At 71.9% G+C, this 16,916-nt stretch carries 14 protein-coding genes and 1 pseudogene; 11 read left to right on the forward strand and 4 right to left on the reverse strand.

The features are described 5' to 3' along the window. The first annotated feature begins 30 nt into the window (after nucleotides 1-30). The 5 genes and pseudogenes from purH (at nucleotide 31) to DPQ23_RS03365 (ending at nucleotide 5,997) form a co-directional block, all read left to right on the forward strand. Nucleotides 31-1,620 carry a bifunctional phosphoribosylaminoimidazolecarboxamide formyltransferase/IMP cyclohydrolase gene (gene purH, locus DPQ23_RS03345; protein WP_112873212.1) on the forward strand — a complete coding sequence of 530 codons (1,590 nt, stop codon included), beginning with the start codon at nucleotides 31-33 and terminating at the stop codon, nucleotides 1,618-1,620. Nucleotides 1,621-1,798: 178 nt separating this feature from the next. Continuing rightward, the gene (gene lspA / locus DPQ23_RS03350; protein WP_112873341.1) at nucleotides 1,799-2,323 is read left to right on the forward strand and encodes a signal peptidase II; all 525 of its coding nucleotides are present in this window, start codon (nucleotides 1,799-1,801) and stop codon (nucleotides 2,321-2,323) included. A 31-nt stretch (nucleotides 2,324-2,354) separates the two neighbouring features. Beyond that, nucleotides 2,355-2,867, forward strand: coding sequence for a DUF3035 domain-containing protein (locus DPQ23_RS03355; protein WP_112873213.1), 513 nt, complete (start codon nucleotides 2,355-2,357; stop codon nucleotides 2,865-2,867). Between the two features lie 266 nt (nucleotides 2,868-3,133). Further along, a pseudogene (locus tag DPQ23_RS03360) lies at nucleotides 3,134-4,420 on the forward strand (M16 family metallopeptidase); the annotation flags it as partial. A 266-nt stretch (nucleotides 4,421-4,686) separates the two neighbouring features. After that, nucleotides 4,687-5,997 carry a M16 family metallopeptidase gene (locus tag DPQ23_RS03365; RefSeq protein ID WP_112873215.1) on the forward strand — a complete coding sequence of 437 codons (1,311 nt, stop codon included), beginning with the start codon at nucleotides 4,687-4,689 and terminating at the stop codon, nucleotides 5,995-5,997. Between the two features lie 60 nt (nucleotides 5,998-6,057). On the opposite strand, the gene DPQ23_RS15625 is transcribed toward DPQ23_RS03365, so the two are convergent. Continuing rightward, nucleotides 6,058-6,234, reverse strand: coding sequence for a hypothetical protein (locus DPQ23_RS15625; RefSeq protein ID WP_170310739.1), 177 nt, complete (start codon nucleotides 6,232-6,234; stop codon nucleotides 6,058-6,060). A 121-nt stretch (nucleotides 6,235-6,355) separates the two neighbouring features. Here DPQ23_RS15625 and mutL point away from each other — a divergent pair, with 121 nt between their 5' ends. Then, nucleotides 6,356-8,182, forward strand: a complete 1,827-nt coding sequence (gene mutL / locus DPQ23_RS03370; protein ID WP_112873216.1) for a DNA mismatch repair endonuclease MutL — start codon at nucleotides 6,356-6,358, stop codon at nucleotides 8,180-8,182. 49 nt (nucleotides 8,183-8,231) lie between these two features. Beyond that, entirely contained in the window at nucleotides 8,232-8,579 is a 348-nt protein-coding gene (locus DPQ23_RS03375; RefSeq protein WP_112873217.1) for a DUF3775 domain-containing protein, read from the forward strand. Here DPQ23_RS03375 and DPQ23_RS03380 read toward each other — a convergent pair whose 3' ends face one another. From DPQ23_RS03380 to DPQ23_RS03390, 3 genes are all read right to left on the reverse strand, one after another. Continuing rightward, nucleotides 8,580-9,752 carry a PQQ-dependent sugar dehydrogenase gene (locus DPQ23_RS03380; protein WP_112873218.1) on the reverse strand — a complete coding sequence of 391 codons (1,173 nt, stop codon included), beginning with the start codon at nucleotides 9,750-9,752 and terminating at the stop codon, nucleotides 8,580-8,582. Between the two features lie 63 nt (nucleotides 9,753-9,815). Further along, nucleotides 9,816-10,778 (reverse strand): calcium-binding protein, encoded by a 963-nt coding sequence (locus DPQ23_RS16035; RefSeq protein WP_112873219.1) that lies wholly within the window; start codon nucleotides 10,776-10,778, stop codon nucleotides 9,816-9,818. Nucleotides 10,779-11,195: 417 nt separating this feature from the next. Then, a complete protein-coding gene (locus DPQ23_RS03390) occupies nucleotides 11,196-12,218 on the reverse strand; it encodes an aspartate-semialdehyde dehydrogenase (RefSeq protein ID WP_112873220.1) in 1,023 nt (340 codons plus the stop codon). A gap of 183 nt (nucleotides 12,219-12,401) precedes the next feature. Between DPQ23_RS03390 and DPQ23_RS03395 the strand changes: the two genes are divergently transcribed. Genes DPQ23_RS03395 through DPQ23_RS03410 form a run of 4 tightly spaced genes read left to right on the forward strand, consistent with a single transcriptional unit; the run spans nucleotide 12,402 to nucleotide 16,878 of the window. Further along, nucleotides 12,402-13,790 (forward strand): leucyl aminopeptidase family protein, encoded by a 1,389-nt coding sequence (locus tag DPQ23_RS03395; protein WP_112873221.1) that lies wholly within the window; start codon nucleotides 12,402-12,404, stop codon nucleotides 13,788-13,790. Further along, nucleotides 13,790-14,617 carry a C40 family peptidase gene (locus DPQ23_RS03400; protein ID WP_112873222.1) on the forward strand — a complete coding sequence of 276 codons (828 nt, stop codon included), beginning with the start codon at nucleotides 13,790-13,792 and terminating at the stop codon, nucleotides 14,615-14,617. The genes DPQ23_RS03395 and DPQ23_RS03400 overlap by 1 nt, the downstream gene beginning before the upstream one ends. Before the next feature lie 60 nt (nucleotides 14,618-14,677). Continuing rightward, entirely contained in the window at nucleotides 14,678-15,739 is a 1,062-nt protein-coding gene (locus DPQ23_RS03405) for a saccharopine dehydrogenase (protein ID WP_112873223.1), read from the forward strand. Next, a complete protein-coding gene (locus DPQ23_RS03410; RefSeq protein ID WP_112873224.1) occupies nucleotides 15,736-16,878 on the forward strand; it encodes a saccharopine dehydrogenase C-terminal domain-containing protein in 1,143 nt (380 codons plus the stop codon). Before DPQ23_RS03405 ends, DPQ23_RS03410 begins: the two co-directional genes overlap by 4 nt. Nucleotides 16,879-16,916 lie beyond the last annotated feature (38 nt).

The following is a 16,916-nucleotide window of genomic DNA, read 5'->3' on the forward strand; positions in this document are numbered from 1 at the left end:
TGACGCCAGACAATCCCAACCGGGGCCGCCATGACCGACCGCATTCCCCTGCGCCGCGCGCTGATCTCTGTGTCCGACAAGGCGGGGCTGGTCGATTTCGCCCGCGCGCTGCACGCCCGCGGCGTGGACCTGCTGTCCACCGGCGGCACCGCCCATGCCCTGCGCCAGGCCGCGCTGCCGGTGCGCGATGTGGCCGACCTGACCGGCTTCCCCGAGATGATGGACGGCCGCGTCAAGACGCTGCACCCCAGGGTCCACGGCGGGCTGCTGGCGCTGCGCGACAACGCCGAGCATCGCGCCGCCATGGACGAACACGGGATCGAGGACATCGACCTGCTGGTCGTGAACCTTTATCCGTTCGAGGCGACGGTGGCGCGCGGTGCGCCCTATGGCGACTGCGTGGAAAACATCGACATCGGCGGTCCCGCGATGATCCGGGCGGCGGCCAAGAACCACGGCTTCGTCGCCACGCTGGTGGACGTGGACGACTACGGCGCCCTGCTGGCCGAACTGGACGCGAACGCAGGCGCCACGACGCTGGCGTTCCGGCAGCGCATGGCGCAGGCCGCCTATGCGCGCACCGCCGCCTATGACGCGGCCGTCAGCACGTGGATGGCGGGCGCGATCGGGCAGGACACGCCCCGCCGCCGCGCCTTTGCCGGCACGCTGGCGCAGCCGCTGCGCTATGGGGAAAACCCCCATCAGCAGGCCGCGTTCTATACCGACGGATCGGGCCGGCCGGGCGTTGCCACCGCGCGCCAGGGACAGGGCAAGGCGCTGTCCTACAACAACATCAACGACACCGACGCTGCCTTCGAACTGGTGGCCGAGTTCGACCCCGCGGCAGGCCCCGCCGTTGCGATCATCAAGCACGCCAATCCCTGCGGGGTCGCCCGCGCCGACACGCTGGAGGCGGCCTATCGCCGCGCCTTCGACTGCGACCGCACCAGCGCCTTTGGCGGCATCATCGCGCTGAACCAGCCGCTGGACGCCGCGACGGCCCGCGCCATCACCGAGATCTTCACCGAGGTCGTGATCGCCCCCGACGCCTGTGACGAGGCGCGCGCGATCTTTGCGGACAAGAAGAACCTGCGCCTGCTGACGACCGGCGGGCTGCCCGACCCCGGCGCGCCGGGGCTGACCTTTCGCCAGGTCGCGGGCGGGTTCCTGGTGCAGACCCGCGACAACGGCCGCGTGACGGCCGCCGACCTGCGGGTCGTGACGCGGCGCCAGCCGGACGCACGGGAACTGGACGACCTGATGTTCGCCTGGACCGTCGCCAAGCACGTCAAGTCGAACGCCATCGTCTATGCGCGCGACCGGGCCACCGTCGGCATCGGCGCGGGCCAGATGAGCCGGGTGGACAGCACCCGCATCGGCCGCCGCAAGTCCGAGGACATGGCGCAGGCGCTGGGCCTGCCCGCCCCCCTGACCGAAGGGGCGGCGGTCGCGTCCGACGCGTTCTTTCCCTTTGCCGACGGGATCGAGGCGCTGGCCGAGGCCGGCGCGCGCGCCGTCATCCAGCCCGGCGGGTCCATGCGCGACGACGAGGTGATCGCCGCGGCCGACCGGCTGGGCCTGGCGATGGTGTTCACCGGCCAGCGGCATTTCCGCCACTGAGCCGATGACCGACACCCCGCCCCCCACCCCCGCGGCCGATCCGCCGCCCCCGGCCCCCCGGCCCAAGGCCCCGCGCAAGGCGGGCAGCGCCACCCGCGACGGCGCCGCGTCGCGTGCCCCGCGCAAGCGCAAGGCGGCCGAACCGCCGCCGCCGCCTCCTCCCCCGCCGCCGCCTTCGCTGTGGTGGGCCGGGGGGGTGGCGCTGGGGATCGTGGCGCTGGACCAGCTGACGAAATGGATCGTCGTGCAGGCGCTGAACCTGGTCGAGGTGCAGGCGATCGACGTACTCGACCCGTGGCTGAACCTGCGGATGGCGTGGAACCAGGGCGTGAACTTCGGCCTGCTGGCGTCCAGCGAGGATGTGATGCGCTGGGTGCTGGTCGCCGTTGCGCTGGCGATCTGCGTGTGGGTCGGCGTCTGGCTGGTCCGCGTCCGCCCGGGGCGGCTGGCGCAGGTTGCGGCCGGGCTGCTGATCGGGGGCGCGCTGGGCAATGTCATCGACCGCATCGCCTATGGCGCGGTGGCCGATTTCCTGAACATGTCGTTTCCGGGCTGGCGCAACCCCTACAGCTTCAACGTGGCCGACATCGCGATCTTTGCAGGGGCGTTGGGGCTGGTGTTCCAGCCCGGACCCGCCCGCGTCGAGAAGGCCGCGGCGGCGGGGGCGGACAAGACCCGTGACGCACAGGACAAGACGCGCTAGACAGGCGCGAACGGGGATCGGAGCCATCGACATGCGGGCACTCGCGCTGGGTTTCATGGTGGTCGCGGCGCTGGGCGCGTGCAGCGACGACGGCCGGCTGATGAACACCCGAAGCAGCAGCGACGGCCCCGACGAATTCTCGATCCTGCCGACGCGCGCCCTGTCCATGCCGCCGGACCTGGCGCAACTGCCGCCCCCCACGCCGGGCGGGGCCAACATCACCGACCCCGCGCCCGCCGCCGATGCCGTGGCCGCGCTGGGCGGCGATCCGGGCCGGCTGTCGGCCCAGGGGGTGGGCGCGGGCGACGGCGCGCTGATCGCCCATGCCGGCCGCGCGGGCGTGACCCCCGGCATCCGCCAGGTCACCGCCGCCGAGGATCAGGCCTATCGGTCGCGCCACGGCCGCCGTGCGCTGGAACGGGTCACCCGCAACGGGGTCTATTACCGCGCCTATCGCCCGCAGACGCTGGACAGCTGGAGCGAACTGGACCGCTGGCGTCCGACCGGCGTCCAGACCCCCAGCGCGCCGCCGGTGGCCGACTGACGCCGGCCTGACTTCGGCCTGACCCGCTGCGCGCGTCGGGGAAGGGGCCGCGTTCACCACGGGTTGACCGGCGGCCGGGTTGCGCCGGCCAGGCGGGCGCACCACCTTTCCCCCAACAGCGGAGGTTTTCCATGCGTCGCCCCATCCTGCCCACGGCTGCCCTACTGCTGCTGACGACGGCGCTGGCCGCGCCGGCCCAGGCGCCGGCGCCCGAACCCCCGGCCGCCGCGGCACCGCCCGCCGCGGCTGCGCCCGCCCCTGCGGCCATGCCGCCCGGCGTCAGCCATTTCACCCTGGCCAACGGCATGCAGGCTGTGGTGATCGAGGATCACCGCGCGCCCGTCGTGGTCCAGATGGTGTGGTACCGCATCGGGTCCGCCGACGAGGTTCCGGGCAAGACCGGGCTGGCCCATTACCTGGAACACCTGATGTTCAAGGGCACCGACACGCTGGACGCAGGCGAGCTGTCCAGGACGGTCACGGCGAACGGCGGCATGGACAACGCCTTCACCAGCTACGACTTCACCGCCTATTTCCAGCGCATCGCGTCCGACCGGCTGGACCTGGTGATGGGGATGGAGGCCGACCGCATGGAAAACCTGCGGATCGGCGAGGACGACTGGCAGGCCGAACGCCAGGTCGTGCTGGAGGAACGCGCCCAGCGCACCGACAGCGATCCCTCGGCGCTGTTCGGCGAGGAACGCAGCGCGGTCCAGTTCTACAACCACCCCTATGGCCGCCCGGTGATCGGCTGGCGGCAGGAGATGGAGGGACTGACGCGCGAGGACGCGATGGCGTGGTACGACAGCCATTACGCCCCGAACGCCGCCGTGCTGGTCGTCGCGGGCGATGTCACCGCCGAACAGGTGCGGGCGCTGGCGGAAAAGCACTATGGCCCGATCCCGCCCAAGCCGGGCGCCGAGCGCGGCCCACGCCCGCAGGAGCCGCAGCAACGGACCGAGCGGCGGATCGAGATGTCCGACCCGCGCGTCGCGCAGCCGGTGCTGTCGCGCAGCGTCATCGCCCCCGAACGCAACCCCGGCGACCAGAGGACGGCCGCGGCGCTGACCGTGCTGGCCGAACTGCTGGCGGGATCGCCGCAGACCTCGGTCCTGGGCCGCGCCCTGGTCCTGCCGGGCAAGGCGCTGTACGTGGGCGCGGGCTATGACGGGCTGGCCGTCGATCCGACCAGCTTTTTGCTGGCCATGGTCCCCGTCCCGGGCGTGGCCCAGGCGGACGCCGAGGCGGCGCTGGCGGCGGCGCTGGACGGCTTCATGCAGTCGGGCCCCGACCCCGAGCAGCTGGAGCGGGTGCGCACGCAACTGCGCGCCGCGCGCATCTATGAACGCGATTCGGCGCATGGGCGGGCCTATGACTATGGCCAGGGGCTGTCGATCGGGCTGTCGGTGCAGGACGTGAACGACTGGCCCGACCTGCTGGCGGCGGTGACGGCCGAGGACGTGCGCGCCGCCGCGGCGCTGGTGCTGGGCGACCGGCCCGGCGTGACCTCGTGGCTGCTGCCGGCCGAGGCGGGCGCCGCCACGGCCGGCAGCGGCGCGACCCTCCCGGACGCGGCGCTGGTCCCCGCCGCGCAACCGGCCGCCGATGCGCCACAGGCGGCGGATGCCACAGCGGTTGGGGACGCGGCGCTGGTCCCCGCCGCGCAACCGGCCGCAGGCGTGGCCGAGGGCGCCACCGATGCGGCCGCGTCCCCTGCCGCGACCGCCCCGCCGCCCGCCGCTCTCCCCGCCGCTCCGCCCCCGGCGCCGCCCGCCGCGGCAGGCGCCGAGGCCCCCGTCACCACCGGAAAGGCCCGTCCGTGATCCGCACCCTGTTTTCTGCCCTGGCGCTGACGCTGCTGGCCGTGCTGCCCGCCCGCGCCATCGACATCCACGAGACGACCTCGCCCGGCGGCATTTCGGCCTGGCTGGTCGAGGATCACTCGATCCCCTTCGTCGCGCTGAACATCGCATTTCGCGGCGGCGCGTCCGTCGATGCGCCGGAGCGGCGCGGGGCCGTCAACCTGATGACCGGACTGCTGGAGGAGGGGGCCGGCGCGCGCGACGCCGCCGCCTTTGCCGAGGCGCTGGAGGCGACGGGCGCGACCCTGTCCTTCGGCGCAGACAACGACGCGGTGACGGTCTCGGCGCGGTTGCTGACCGCCAATCGCGATGAGGCCGCGGCCCTGATCCGCGATGCGCTGACCGTGCCGCGCCTTGACCCCGACGCCATCGAGCGGGTCCGCGCCCAGGTGCAGGCGTCGATCCGGTCGGGCGACACCGATCCCCAGACCCTGGCAGCGCGCGAGATGGCGCGGCAGGCCTGGGGCGATCATCCCTATGCGACGCCGGTGGACGGCACCGCCGACAGCGTGGCGGCCCTGACCCGCGCGGACCTGCTGGCCGCCAAGGACCGGGTGCTGGCCCGCGACCGCGTGATCGTATCCGCGGCGGGCGACATCACCGCCGCCGACCTGGGCGCGCTGATCGACGCCATACTGGGCGACCTGCCGGCGCAGGCCACGGCGCCGCTGCCGCCCCGGGCCGAGCTGCTGCTGACAGGGGGCACCACGGTCATCGACTGGGACAGCCCGCAGACCGTGGTCAGCTTTGCCCAGGCCGGGCTGCCGATGGACCATCCCGACTATTTCGCGGCCTTCGTGCTGGACCACATCCTGGGCGGCGGCGGGTTCTCGTCCCGGCTGATGGAGGAGATCCGCGAAAAGCGCGGGCTGACCTATGGCGTGGGCACGGGACTGGCCAACGAGGTGCTGGGCGAGACATGGCGGGGCGGCATGGCCACCGCCAACGCCACCACCGGTCAGGCGGTGGATCTGGTCCGCACGGTCTGGGACGGCATGAAGGGCGGCGTCACCGAGCAGGAGCTTGCGGACGCCAAGACCTATCTGACCGGCGAATACCCGCTGCGGTTCGACGGCAACGGCAAGATCGCGGGAATTCTGACCGGCATGCAGCTGATGGGAATGCCGCGCGATTACGTCAACACGCGCAACCCGCGGATCGAGGCGGTCACAGCCGCCGACGTGCAGCGGGTCGCGCAAACGCTGCTGGATTCGGGCGATCTGCGCTTTGTTCTTGTCGGCCGCCCCGAGGGGTTGGTCGCCGACTGAACACAAGACACCGCCGCGCCCGGGGGGAGGAGGCGCGGCGGTGTCCCGACCCCGTTGGGATCACTTGACCTGAACGGCCCCGGTGCCACCCAGGGCTGCGCCTGCAACCGCCCCGACAGGACCGGCCACAACCGCACCTGTGGCCGCGCCGGTCGTGGCGCGCGTCGCCGTGTTCGGGCCGCAGCCCGCAACGGCCAGCGCCATGCCAACCGCCGTCATCATTGCCATCGTCTTCATGTCCGGTCCTCGCATCCTGTGGATTGCAGGATCAACCGTTCAGCAATGGCCCGGTTCCCTTTTCGACGCAGCAGGGGGCGAATCGGGTGATCTTTGTCCGGTCTGTGCTAGATATGGTGGCATGATACGCCAGGACCCCAACATCCGACCGGTCATCCGCCAATTGGACCAGACCGCCGCCAACCGCATCGCCGCGGGCGAGGTGGTCGAGCGTCCGGCCTCGGCCGTCAAGGAACTGGTCGAGAACGCGCTGGACGCCGGCGCCACGCGGATCGAGGTGGCGATCGCCGGCGGCGGCAAGCGGCTGATCCGCGTGACCGACGACGGCTGCGGCATGACGGCCGCCGACCTGCCGCTGGCGCTGGCCCGGCACGCGACGTCCAAGATCGACGGGTCCGACCTGCTGGACATCCGCAGCTTCGGCTTTCGGGGCGAGGCGCTGCCCAGCCTGGCCGCGGTCGCGCGGCTGACCCTGACCAGCCGCGCCGCCGGGCACGAGCCCGCGCAGATCGCCGTCAGCGCCGGACGCGCGGGTCCGGTCCGCCCGGCGGCCAGCAACCGCGGCACGGTGGTCGAACTGCGCGACCTGTTCTTCGCCACGCCCGCGCGGCTGAAGTTCCTGCGCTCTGACCGGGCCGAGACGCAGGCCATCGCCGAGGTGATGCGCCGGCTGGCCATGGCCGAACCCGCCACCGCCTTTACCCTGACCGACGAGGACGAGGGCCGGATGCTGTTTCGCGCCGATGCCGAGCAGGGCGATCTGTTCAATGCCCTGGCCGCCCGCGTCGGGCGGGTCATGGGGCGCGAGTTCCTGGACAATGCGGTGCCCATCGACGCCACCCGCGACGGGCTGCGGCTGACCGGGCTGGCGGGGCTGCCGACCTGTTCGCGCGGCGCGGCCGTGGCGCAGCACCTGTTCGTCAACACCCGCCCCGTCCGCGACCGCCTGCTGACCGGCGCGCTGCGGGCGGGGTATTTCGACACGCTGCCGTCCGGGCGGCATCCGGCGGCGGTGCTGTATCTGGCCTGCGACCCCAGGCAGGTGGACGTGAACGTCCACCCCGCCAAGGCCGAGGTGCGGTTCCGTGAACCCGACGCGGCGCGCGGCCTGGTCGTGACCGCGCTGCGCCACGCGCTGGCGGGCGCGGGGCATCGCGCCGCCACCACCGGGGCTGCGGCGGCGCTGGCGGCGTTCCGCGCCGAACCCGACCCGCGCCCGCCCCTTCGCCTGTCGCACGTCCCCATAATGCCCGCTCGTCTGTCCCCCACGGCTGCCGCGCTGTCGCTGGCCGCGCAGGCGCCGTTGCCGTCCGGTCCGGCCGCAGGCTTTGCCGAGGCCGCCGCCCGCGTCGAGCCGGAGGGGCTGGCGACCGACGCCCCGCTTGGGGCGGCCCGCGCGCAACTGCACGAGAACTGGATCGTCGCGCAGACCCGCGACGGCATCGTCATCGTGGACCAGCACGCCGCGCACGAGCGGCTGGTCTATGAACGGCTCAAGGCGCAGGCGGCGGCCGCGCGCATCCCCTCTCAGGCACTGCTGATCCCCGAGATCGTCGATCTGGGCGACGCGGCCGCGACCCTGCTGGCGGTTGCGGGGGACCTCGACCGGCTGGGGCTGGCGCTCGAGCCGTTCGGCCCCGGCTGCATCGCGGTGCGCGAGGTGCCGGCCGCGCTGGGGCGCGTGGATGCCGCCGCGCTGCTGCGCGACATCGCCGACGACCTGGCGGACCTGGGCGCGTCGGATCGCCTGCAGGGGCGGCTGGACGCGGTGCTGTCGTCGATGGCCTGCCACGGCTCGGTCCGGTCGGGCCGGCGCCTGACCGGGGACGAGATGAACGCCCTGCTGCGCGAGATGGAGCGCACGCCCCGGTCGGGCCAGTGCAACCACGGCCGCCCCACCTGGATCGAGCTGAAGCTGGCCGACATCGAGCGGCTGTTCGGGCGCTGATTGACGCCCGTGCCCCGTGGGGCGACAAGCGGGGAAAAGGGGACCGACCATGCTGGAGATCAGTGCCGACAAGATCGCCTTCGTCATCATCCGCGCCCGCGACTATGACCAGGGGCTGGACGGGCGGGGCGGGCGCAATGCCTTCGAACTGCGCGACTTCATCGCCGGGCTGAACGACGACGAGCAGGCGGCGCTGACGGCGGTCATGTGGATCGGCCGCGGCACCTATGAGGCGGAAGAACTGGCCGAGGCCGTCGCCACCGCGCGGGCCGAAAAGACCACGCCGACCGAGGATTACCTGATGGGCGAGCCCCGGCTGGCCGACCACCTCGAGGCCGGGATGGCCGCCCTCGGGCTGGATGCGACCGATGCCGAGGACGACCTGCTCAAGTTCTGATCAGTCCCGCGTGACGCGGACCAGCGCGCCGTTCCGGGCGTCGGTCAGCAGCATCACCGACCCGTCGCGCGCCACCTCGACGTCGCGGACGCGGCCGATGCCCTGCAGGTGCCGCGCCTCGCCGGTGACGCGGTCGCCGTCCAGCGTCAGCCGCACCAGCGCCCGTCCGACCAGCCCGCCGATCAGGGCGTTCCCCTGCCATTCGGGGAACATCGCGCCGTCATAGAACGCCAGCCCGCTGGCCGCGATCACCGGGTCCCAGTAATAGACCGGCTGCTCCAGCCCTTGCTGTGCCGTGATCCCCTCGCCGATCGGCTTGCCGCTGTAATCGAGGCCATAGGTGATGATCGGCCAGCCATAGTTCTTGCCGGCCTGGGGGCGGTTCAGCTCGTCCCCGCCCTTGGGGCCGTGTTCCACGGTCCACAGCCGGCCCTGCCCGTCCAGGGCTGCGGCCTGAACGTTGCGAAAGCCCTTGGCAAAGGTTTCCGGCAGCCAGCCGTCCACGCGCGCGCCCGCCGCGCCCCCCAGGGGGTCGATGCGGACCAGCTTGCCGATGTGGTTGTCGTCATCCTGCGCGGTGGCGCGGGGCGCGGGGTCGGACCGCTCGCCCAGCGTCACGAACAGCCCGCCCTGTCCGTCCAGCACCAGCCGAGAGCCGAAGTGCTTGTCGCTGGCCCAAGGGGGGGTCTGGCGAAAGATTTCGGTCACGTTCTCGAGCGTGCTGCCGTCGGCCGACAGCGTGCCGGTGGCGACGGCGGTGGCGTTCCTGCCGCCCTCGGCCGGGGCGGCATAGCTGATCCAGACGCGGCGGTCGGCAAAGTCGGGGGCGACCAGCACGTCCAGCAGCCCGCCCTGTCCGCGGGCGTCAATCGGGGGAAGGCCTGCGATCTCGGGGCCGACGCGGCCGTCTGCGGACACCATCCGCAGCCGCCCCGGCCGTTCGGTCACCAGCCATCCGCCATCCGGCAGTTCGGCCATGCCCCAGGGATGCTCAAGGCCGTCGGCGACCGTGGTGGTGGCCAGCGCGATGTCGTCGGGCAGGACCGGCGCGCGGGTCTGGCCGGCGAATGCGGGCTGCTGGTCGGGGGCGTTGGGGGGCGTCGCATTGAAATCGGCGGCGGCCGGTCCAGCCAGCGCCGCCGCCAGAACTGTGCTCAGGACGAAACGGGTCATCGCGCACTCCTCGGGGTTGCCTTGGGGTGACAACCGCGGCGCGACCCGTCCGTTCCGCGTGGATTACAGCACGAACTCGTCAGCGCTGTAGGCGTAGGGGCTGACGGACCCGTCCTGGATGACCAGACGGAAATCGGCCACGCGGTCGTTGTTGACGTGTCCCGACAGGATCGTATTTCCGTAGCTGTCCTGGCTAAGGACAACAGTCCCTGCCGCCCGGCTGGCGGAAAAGCCGAAGGTCTGGTTGCCGGCATAGTTCACGTTGGCGTCGATCCCCGACAGGTCGATCACGTCGCCGCCCCGGACGCCGATGCCCTGGAACGCGGTCGCGCCGTCGCCGGCAGAGATCACGTCGACCGTGCGGCCGCTGGAGTCCGACACCGCATTGAAGACAAAGCGGTCGGCGTTCGCGCCGCCGATCAGCCGGTCGGCCCCGGCCCCGCCCAGCAGCCTGTCCGCCCCGTCCTGCCCGCGCAGCACGTCCGCCCCGTACCCGCCGTTCAGGATGTCGGCACCGGCCCCGCCCAGCAACTGGTCGTTGCCCAGGGCGCCCACCAGATTGTCGTTGCCGCCCTGGCCATAGATCGTGTCGTTGCCGTCCATCCCGTGGATGCCGTCGTTCGACCCGGTGCCGACGACCCGGTCGTTGCCGTTGGTCGCATAGCCCAGCGACACGGTCAGCGTATAGCTGCCAGTGGCGTTGTTGCCCGTCTCGCCGACACCCAGAGTCCACGTGCCGGTCCAGCCGTTGCCGATAGTGAAAGTGATCTGCCCATCGCGGTTCACGCCGGGCGTGCTGTCGTTGGCCGGGTTGATGTCGTCGTTGTAGAGCACCCGCGTACCATTGCTGTTGTACAGCGAGATATTGGGGTCATACAGCGTGCCCGACCCTGACGAGACGCCCTTGGCCGCGACCGAATAGGTCAGCCCCTCGATGAAGGTGGTGTTATAGGTGTCGTAGTCCCTCATCGGCGAGATGGACCCGACGCGCGAAGTGCCGGGTGCAATCAGTCCGGAATAGGCCATGAGACGGTCTCCTCAAGAGTTCGGTTTGTGGCCGCATGCTACGCGCGTCCCGGGTCACTGCCTCTTCACCTTGCGCGGCGGATGTCGTGACCGAAGGCGCGCGCGCCATGCGGCACTTGCGACGGATCAACGTCCCGCCGCGCGCCGCGTTCGATCACGGACGCGTGTCGCGCCGCGCCCCAGCAGACGGCCGCCGATGGGCGGCCATGCGAAACGGCCCCCGCCGGATGGGCAGGGGCCGTCAACGGTGATCAGAAGGGCAGGGCTGGACCATGTCCCGATCCGGCCTTGCCGGCGCTCAGAACGTTCCGGGCTGCCGGACTGCCGGACTGTTTGCGGGGGCCGTGCTCCGGCCCTCCGCTTGCGCTCCGGGCGTTCGCCGGGGAAAAGGTCCACTGGACCTTTTCCTGATCCGGCTCAGCCCTTCTTCAGCACCCGGCTGCCCAGCAGCTCGGCGATCTGCACGGCGTTCAGCGCCGCGCCCTTGCGCAGGTTGTCGCTGACGCACCACAGGTTCAGGCCGTTCTCGACGGTGGAATCCTGCCGGATGCGGGACACGAAGGTGGCATAGTCGCCGACGCAATCGATGGGCGTGACGTAGCCGCCGGGTTCGCGCTTGTCGATCACCAGCACGCCGGGCGCCTCGCGCAGGATATCGCGGGCCTCGTCCTCGTCCAGGAACTCCTCGAACTCGATGTTGATCGATTCCGAATGGCCGACGAAGACCGGGACGCGCACGCAGGTCGCCGTGACCTTGACGCTGCTGTCCATGATCTTCTTGGTCTCGGCGACCATCTTCCATTCTTCCTTGGTCTCGCCCGAGTCCAGGAACACGTCGATCTGCGGGATCACGTTGAAGGCGATCTGCTTCTGGAACTTGCTCGGGGGCACGTCCTTGGTGGGGTTGTAGACCGCCTTGGTCTGCTCCCACAGCTCGTCCATGCCCTCTTTTCCGGCGCCCGACACCGATTGGTAGGTGCTGACAACGACCCGCTTGATCCGCGCGCGGTCGTGCAGCGGCTTGAGCGCGACGACCATCTGCGCCGTCGAGCAGTTGGGGTTGGCGATGATGTTCTTCCTGGAATAGCCGGTGATCGCGTCGGCATTCACCTCGGGGACGATCAGCGGCACGTCGGGGTCATAGCGGTACAGCGACGAGTTGTCGATCACCACGCAGCCCGCCTTGGCGGCGATGGGCGCGTATTGTTTCGTCGCGTCCGACCCGATGGCGAACAGCGCGATGTCCCAGCCGGTGAAGTCGAAGCCCTCGATATCCTTGGTCTTCAGGGTCTTGTCGCCAAAGCTGACCTCGGTGCCCAGCGACCGGCGCGAGGCGAGCGCGACGATCTCGTCCACCGGAAACTGGCGCTCGGCCAGGATGTTCAGCATTTCGCGGCCCACGTTCCCCGTGGCGCCCGCAACGACGACCTTGTAGCCCATCGAGGTTCCCTTTCGATCAAGACGCGCGGCCATAGCCGGAAATGGCGGGAAAGTGAAGGCGGCACGCGTGCGAGCGGGGGCTGCGCGCCCCCGCACCCCGCGGGATATTTCCACAAGGAAGAATGGGGGTTTTCCGGGCGTGCGGCCCGGCGCACAACAGGCCGAACCGAGCAGGAGCCGCCGATGACCGACCCCGCCTTTGCCCCCCGTGATGCCGACAGCCGGCCGCTGTGGCTGGTCGCGCAAGGCGGGGACGGCCCGGTCTGGCCTGCCGGCATCGACCCGGCCTTTCCGCGCGCGGCGGGCTTTGCGGCCAAGGCGGGGCAGGTCTGCCTGCTGCCGGGGCCGCAGGGTGTCGCGGGCGCGCTGTTCGGCCTGGGCCGCACCGCCGCGCCCGGCGACCGCCCGCCGCGCGAGCGGTTCGTGCTGGCCAAGGCCGCCGAGGCGCTGCCCGAGGGCGCCTGGCATCTGGCCGAAATGCCGCAGGCCTTTGACGCGGCGCAGGGCGCGCTGGGGTGGCTGTTCGCGCAGTATCGCTTTGACCGTTACAAGACGGCGGACGCGCCCCGCGCGCGGCTGGTCTGCCCGGCGGGCGCGGACGCGGACGCGCTGCTGGCGATGGCGGCGGGCGAATACCTGGCGCGCGACCTGATCAACACGCCCGCGTCCGATCTTGGCCCGGCAGAGTTGGAACAGGCGGCGCGCGACCTGGCCGCCCGGCACGGCGCAGCCGTCGCCGTCACGCAGGGCGCCGACCTTGCGCGGGATTTCCCGATGATCCACGCCGTCGGCCGGGCCGCCGCGTCGGGGCGCGAACCCCGGCTGATCGACCTGCGCTTTCCCGGCGACGGGCCCGCCGTCACCCTGGTCGGCAAGGGCGTGTGCTTCGACACCGGCGGGCTGGACATTAAGCCCGCCTCGTCCATGGGGCTGATGAAAAAGGACATGGGGGGTGCGGCCAACGTGCTGGGGCTGGCCGAGACGCTGGCCCGCATGGGCCGGGCCGGCGGGCTGCGGGTGCTGATCCCGGCGGTGGAAAACAGCGTCGGACCCGACAGCATCCGCCCCGGCGACGTGCTGACCAGCCGCAAGGGGCTGACCGTCGAGGTCAACAACACCGACGCCGAGGGCCGGCTGGTGCTGGCCGACGCGCTGGCGCTTGCGGCCGAGGAGGCGCCCGCCCTGCTGGTCAGCATGGCCACGCTGACCGGGGCGGCGCGCGTAGCGCTGGGGCCGGACCTGCCGCCGTTCTTCTGCGACGACGAGGCGGCGGCCGAGGCGCTGTTCCGCGCCGGGCGCGAGGCCGCCGACCCGATCTGGCGCATGCCGTTCTGGGAGCCTTACGAGACGATGATCGAGCCGGCCATCGCCGATCTGGACAACGCCCCGGGCGGCGGATTCGCGGGCGCGATCACCGCCGCGCTGTTCCTGCGCCGCTTCACCGAAGGGGCGCGGGTCTACGCGCATTTCGACATCTATGGCTGGCAGCCGACGCCTGCGCCGGGGCGACCCAAGGGCGGCGTGGGGCAGGGGATGCGCGCGATCCTGGCCGCCCTGCCGCGGATCGTGTGATGGATCGCCGCCTGACCCCCGCGACCGACCGCGTGGCCCTGCGCGGCAGCGGCATCGACCGCGCCGCGACCACCAAGGGGCAGCCCCTGCGGGTTGTGGGCGGCATCGCCGACCTGCTGCGCGCACCGGCGGGCGCGCGGGATCGCCAGCTTCTGCATGGGGCCGATGTCACGCTGATCGAGGAGCGTGACGGCTGGGCCTTCGTGCAGGCGGCGGCCGACGGCTATTGCGGCTGGGTGATGCGCAGGACGCTGACGGATGAGCTTCCCCCCATCACCCACCGCGTCACCGCGCCCGCCACCCATGTCTATGCCGCACCGGATTTCAAGCAGAGGGAACGGGGCGCGCTGTCCCTTGGGGCGCGGCTGTCGGTCAGCGGCATCGAGGGTCGTTTTGCCCGGCTGTCCGATGGATTCTTCGTGCCCGTCCAGCACATCGGCGACGCGCCTGCCGATGACCCTGCCGCCGTCGCGCTGTCCCTGCTGGGCACGCCCTATCTGTGGGGCGGCAACAGCCGGGTCGGCATCGACTGTTCCGGCTTGGCGCAGGCCGCGCTGCTGGCCTGCGGGATCGCCTGCCCGGGCGACAGCGACCTGCAGCGCGCGACATTCCCGTCCGTGGCCAACATCCGTCGCAACGACCTGCTGTTCTGGCCGGGCCATGTCGCGCTGGCGCTGGACGCCGCCACCATGGTCCACGCGACCGCCTGGACGATGTCGGTCGTCACCGAGGACATCGCTGCCGCCATCGCCCGCATCGACCGGGCGGGCGAGGGGCCGTTCCTGGGCGGGCACCGGCCGCTGGACCATCCGGCGGCCTTTCCGTAAGCCTTTCCCCATCTGCCGCGGCCCACGCCGCGCGTGACCGCAACGCCACGGGGGGCCAGCATGACGCATCTGTGGGTAAGGGCCGAAAGCCGCCCTGACGAAAGCCGGGTCGGAATCACCCCCGACGGCGTGCGCGCGCTGATCGCCGCAGGGTTTCGCGTCACCGTCGAGGACAGCCCCACGCGCATCATCCCGACCGCCGACTATGCCGCCGCCGGGGCGGCCTTGGCGCCCGCGGGGACATGGCCCGCGGCGCCCGCCGACGCCATCGTCTTCGGTCTCAAGGAACTGCCCGACGACGGCTCGCCCCTGAGGCATCGCCACGTCATGTTCGGCCATGCCTTCAAGGGCCAGCCCGCCGGCCAGGGGCTGCTGCGCCGGTTCCGGGACGGGGGCGGGCGGCTTTACGACCTGGAATACCTGCTGGACGAAGACGGGCGCAGGCTTGCGGCGTTCGGCTATTGGGCCGGGTTCGCGGGCGCGGCCGTCGCCCTGAAATGCTGGGCGGCGCAGCAGCGTGGCGCCCTGTGCGGGCCGGTCGCGCCCCAGCCCGACAGGGATGCGCTGGCCGCCGGGCTGCGGGCCGAGCTGGACGCCACCGGCCGGCCGCGCCCGCGCGCCATCGTGGTCGGCGCCCTGGGGCGGGTCGGGACGGGGGCCTGCGACCTGTGCGCCGAAATGGGCGTGCGCGTCACGAAATGGGACCTCGCCGAAACGGCGAATGGCGGACCATTTCCCGAAATCCTGCTGCACGACATCTTCCTGAACGGCATCCTGGCGGTGCCGGGCACGCCGGTCCTGGTCCCGGCCGATGCGGTCAACCCCGGCCGCGCGCTGACCGTGATCGCCGACATTGCCTGCGACCCGGGCAGCGACTTTTCCCCCATCAAGGTCTATGACCGCACCACCGACTGGGCCGCCCCGGCGCGGCGGGTGGCCGAGGCCCCGCCCCTGGACGTGACCGCCATCGACAACCTGCCCGCGCTGCTGCCGCGCGAATCCAGCACGGATTACGCCGGCCAGCTGCTGCCGGTGCTGCGCGGGCTGGACGCCCTGGACGCAGGGCCGTGGGGACGGGCCGCCGCCCTCTTCGACGCGCATCTGAAAGGGCTGTCGCCATGACCATCCACTGGGTCGGAACGGGCCTGACGTCGGTCCCCGGATTGCGCCGCCTGCTGTCGGGCCGCGTGCCGGTGACGGTCTGGAACCGCACCGTGGACAAGGCCCGTGGCGCCGTGGGCAATCTGGCCGCGGACATCCGCGAATTCGGCCTGCCGGCGCTTGCGGATGCGGTCGGGCCGGGCGACGTGGTCGTCTCGCTGCTGCCGGCCGACCGGCACGTCGCCCTGGCGCGGGTCTGCCTGGACCGGCGCGCGCATTTCGTCTGCCCCAGCCTCATCTCGCGCGACATGGCCGCGCTGGAACAGGCGGCGGTCGATGCGGGCGTGGCGCTGGTGAACGAGGTGGGACTGAACCCCGGCATCGACCAGCTGGTGGCGCATGATCTGGTCAACGACTATCGCCATGTGGCGCAGCCCGGCGACAGGGTGCGGTTTGCCAGCTATTGCGGCGGCATCCCGAAACATCCCAACCGGTTCCGCTACAAGGTGTCGTGCTCGCCGCTGGAGGTGCTGCAGGCGCTGCGCGCGCCCGCGCGCGTGATCCGCGAGGGCGCCGCGCAGGTGATCGACCCGCCGTGGCAGGCGACCCGATCCTACGACGCGCCACTGCCCACGCCCGAACGGTTCGAGGTTCATCCGACCGGCGATTCCACGGCGTTCACGGATCACTACGGCTTCGATCCCGCCTGGCACATCCACGAGTTCGTGCATGGCACCATCCGGCTGAAGGGCTGGCGCGAGGCCTGGGCCCCGGTCCTGGCCGAGCTTGCCGCGCTGCACGGCCCCGAGGGCGACGCCCGCCTGCGGCAGATGGCCGACCGCTTTCGCACCGACCACGCCTATGCCCCCGGAGAGCCGGACCGCGTCGTGCTGTGCGTGGCCCTGCACGCCAGCCGCAACGGCGCGCCGGTGTTCGGAAAGGAATGGGTGCTGGACGCGCAGGGCGGCCCGGCGGGGACCGCGATGGCGCAACTGGTGTCCGTGCCGGTGGCGATGGCCGCCGAGGCGGTGCTGGCCGGGCATTTTGCGCCGGGCGTCCATGCCGCGCCCCGCGACCCGCTGCTGGTCGGCCTGTGGCTGGTCGAGGTCGGGCAGATCGCCAGCCACATGGCCAAGATCGATCACCTGCGAGTGGCCTGAGGGGGGACGGCGCGCGGGACGCAGCCCGTCGCCGCCCC

It is taken from the genome of Paracoccus endophyticus (assembly GCF_003286075.1).
In the GTDB taxonomy this organism is placed as follows: Bacteria; Pseudomonadota; Alphaproteobacteria; order Rhodobacterales; family Rhodobacteraceae; genus Paracoccus; species Paracoccus endophyticus.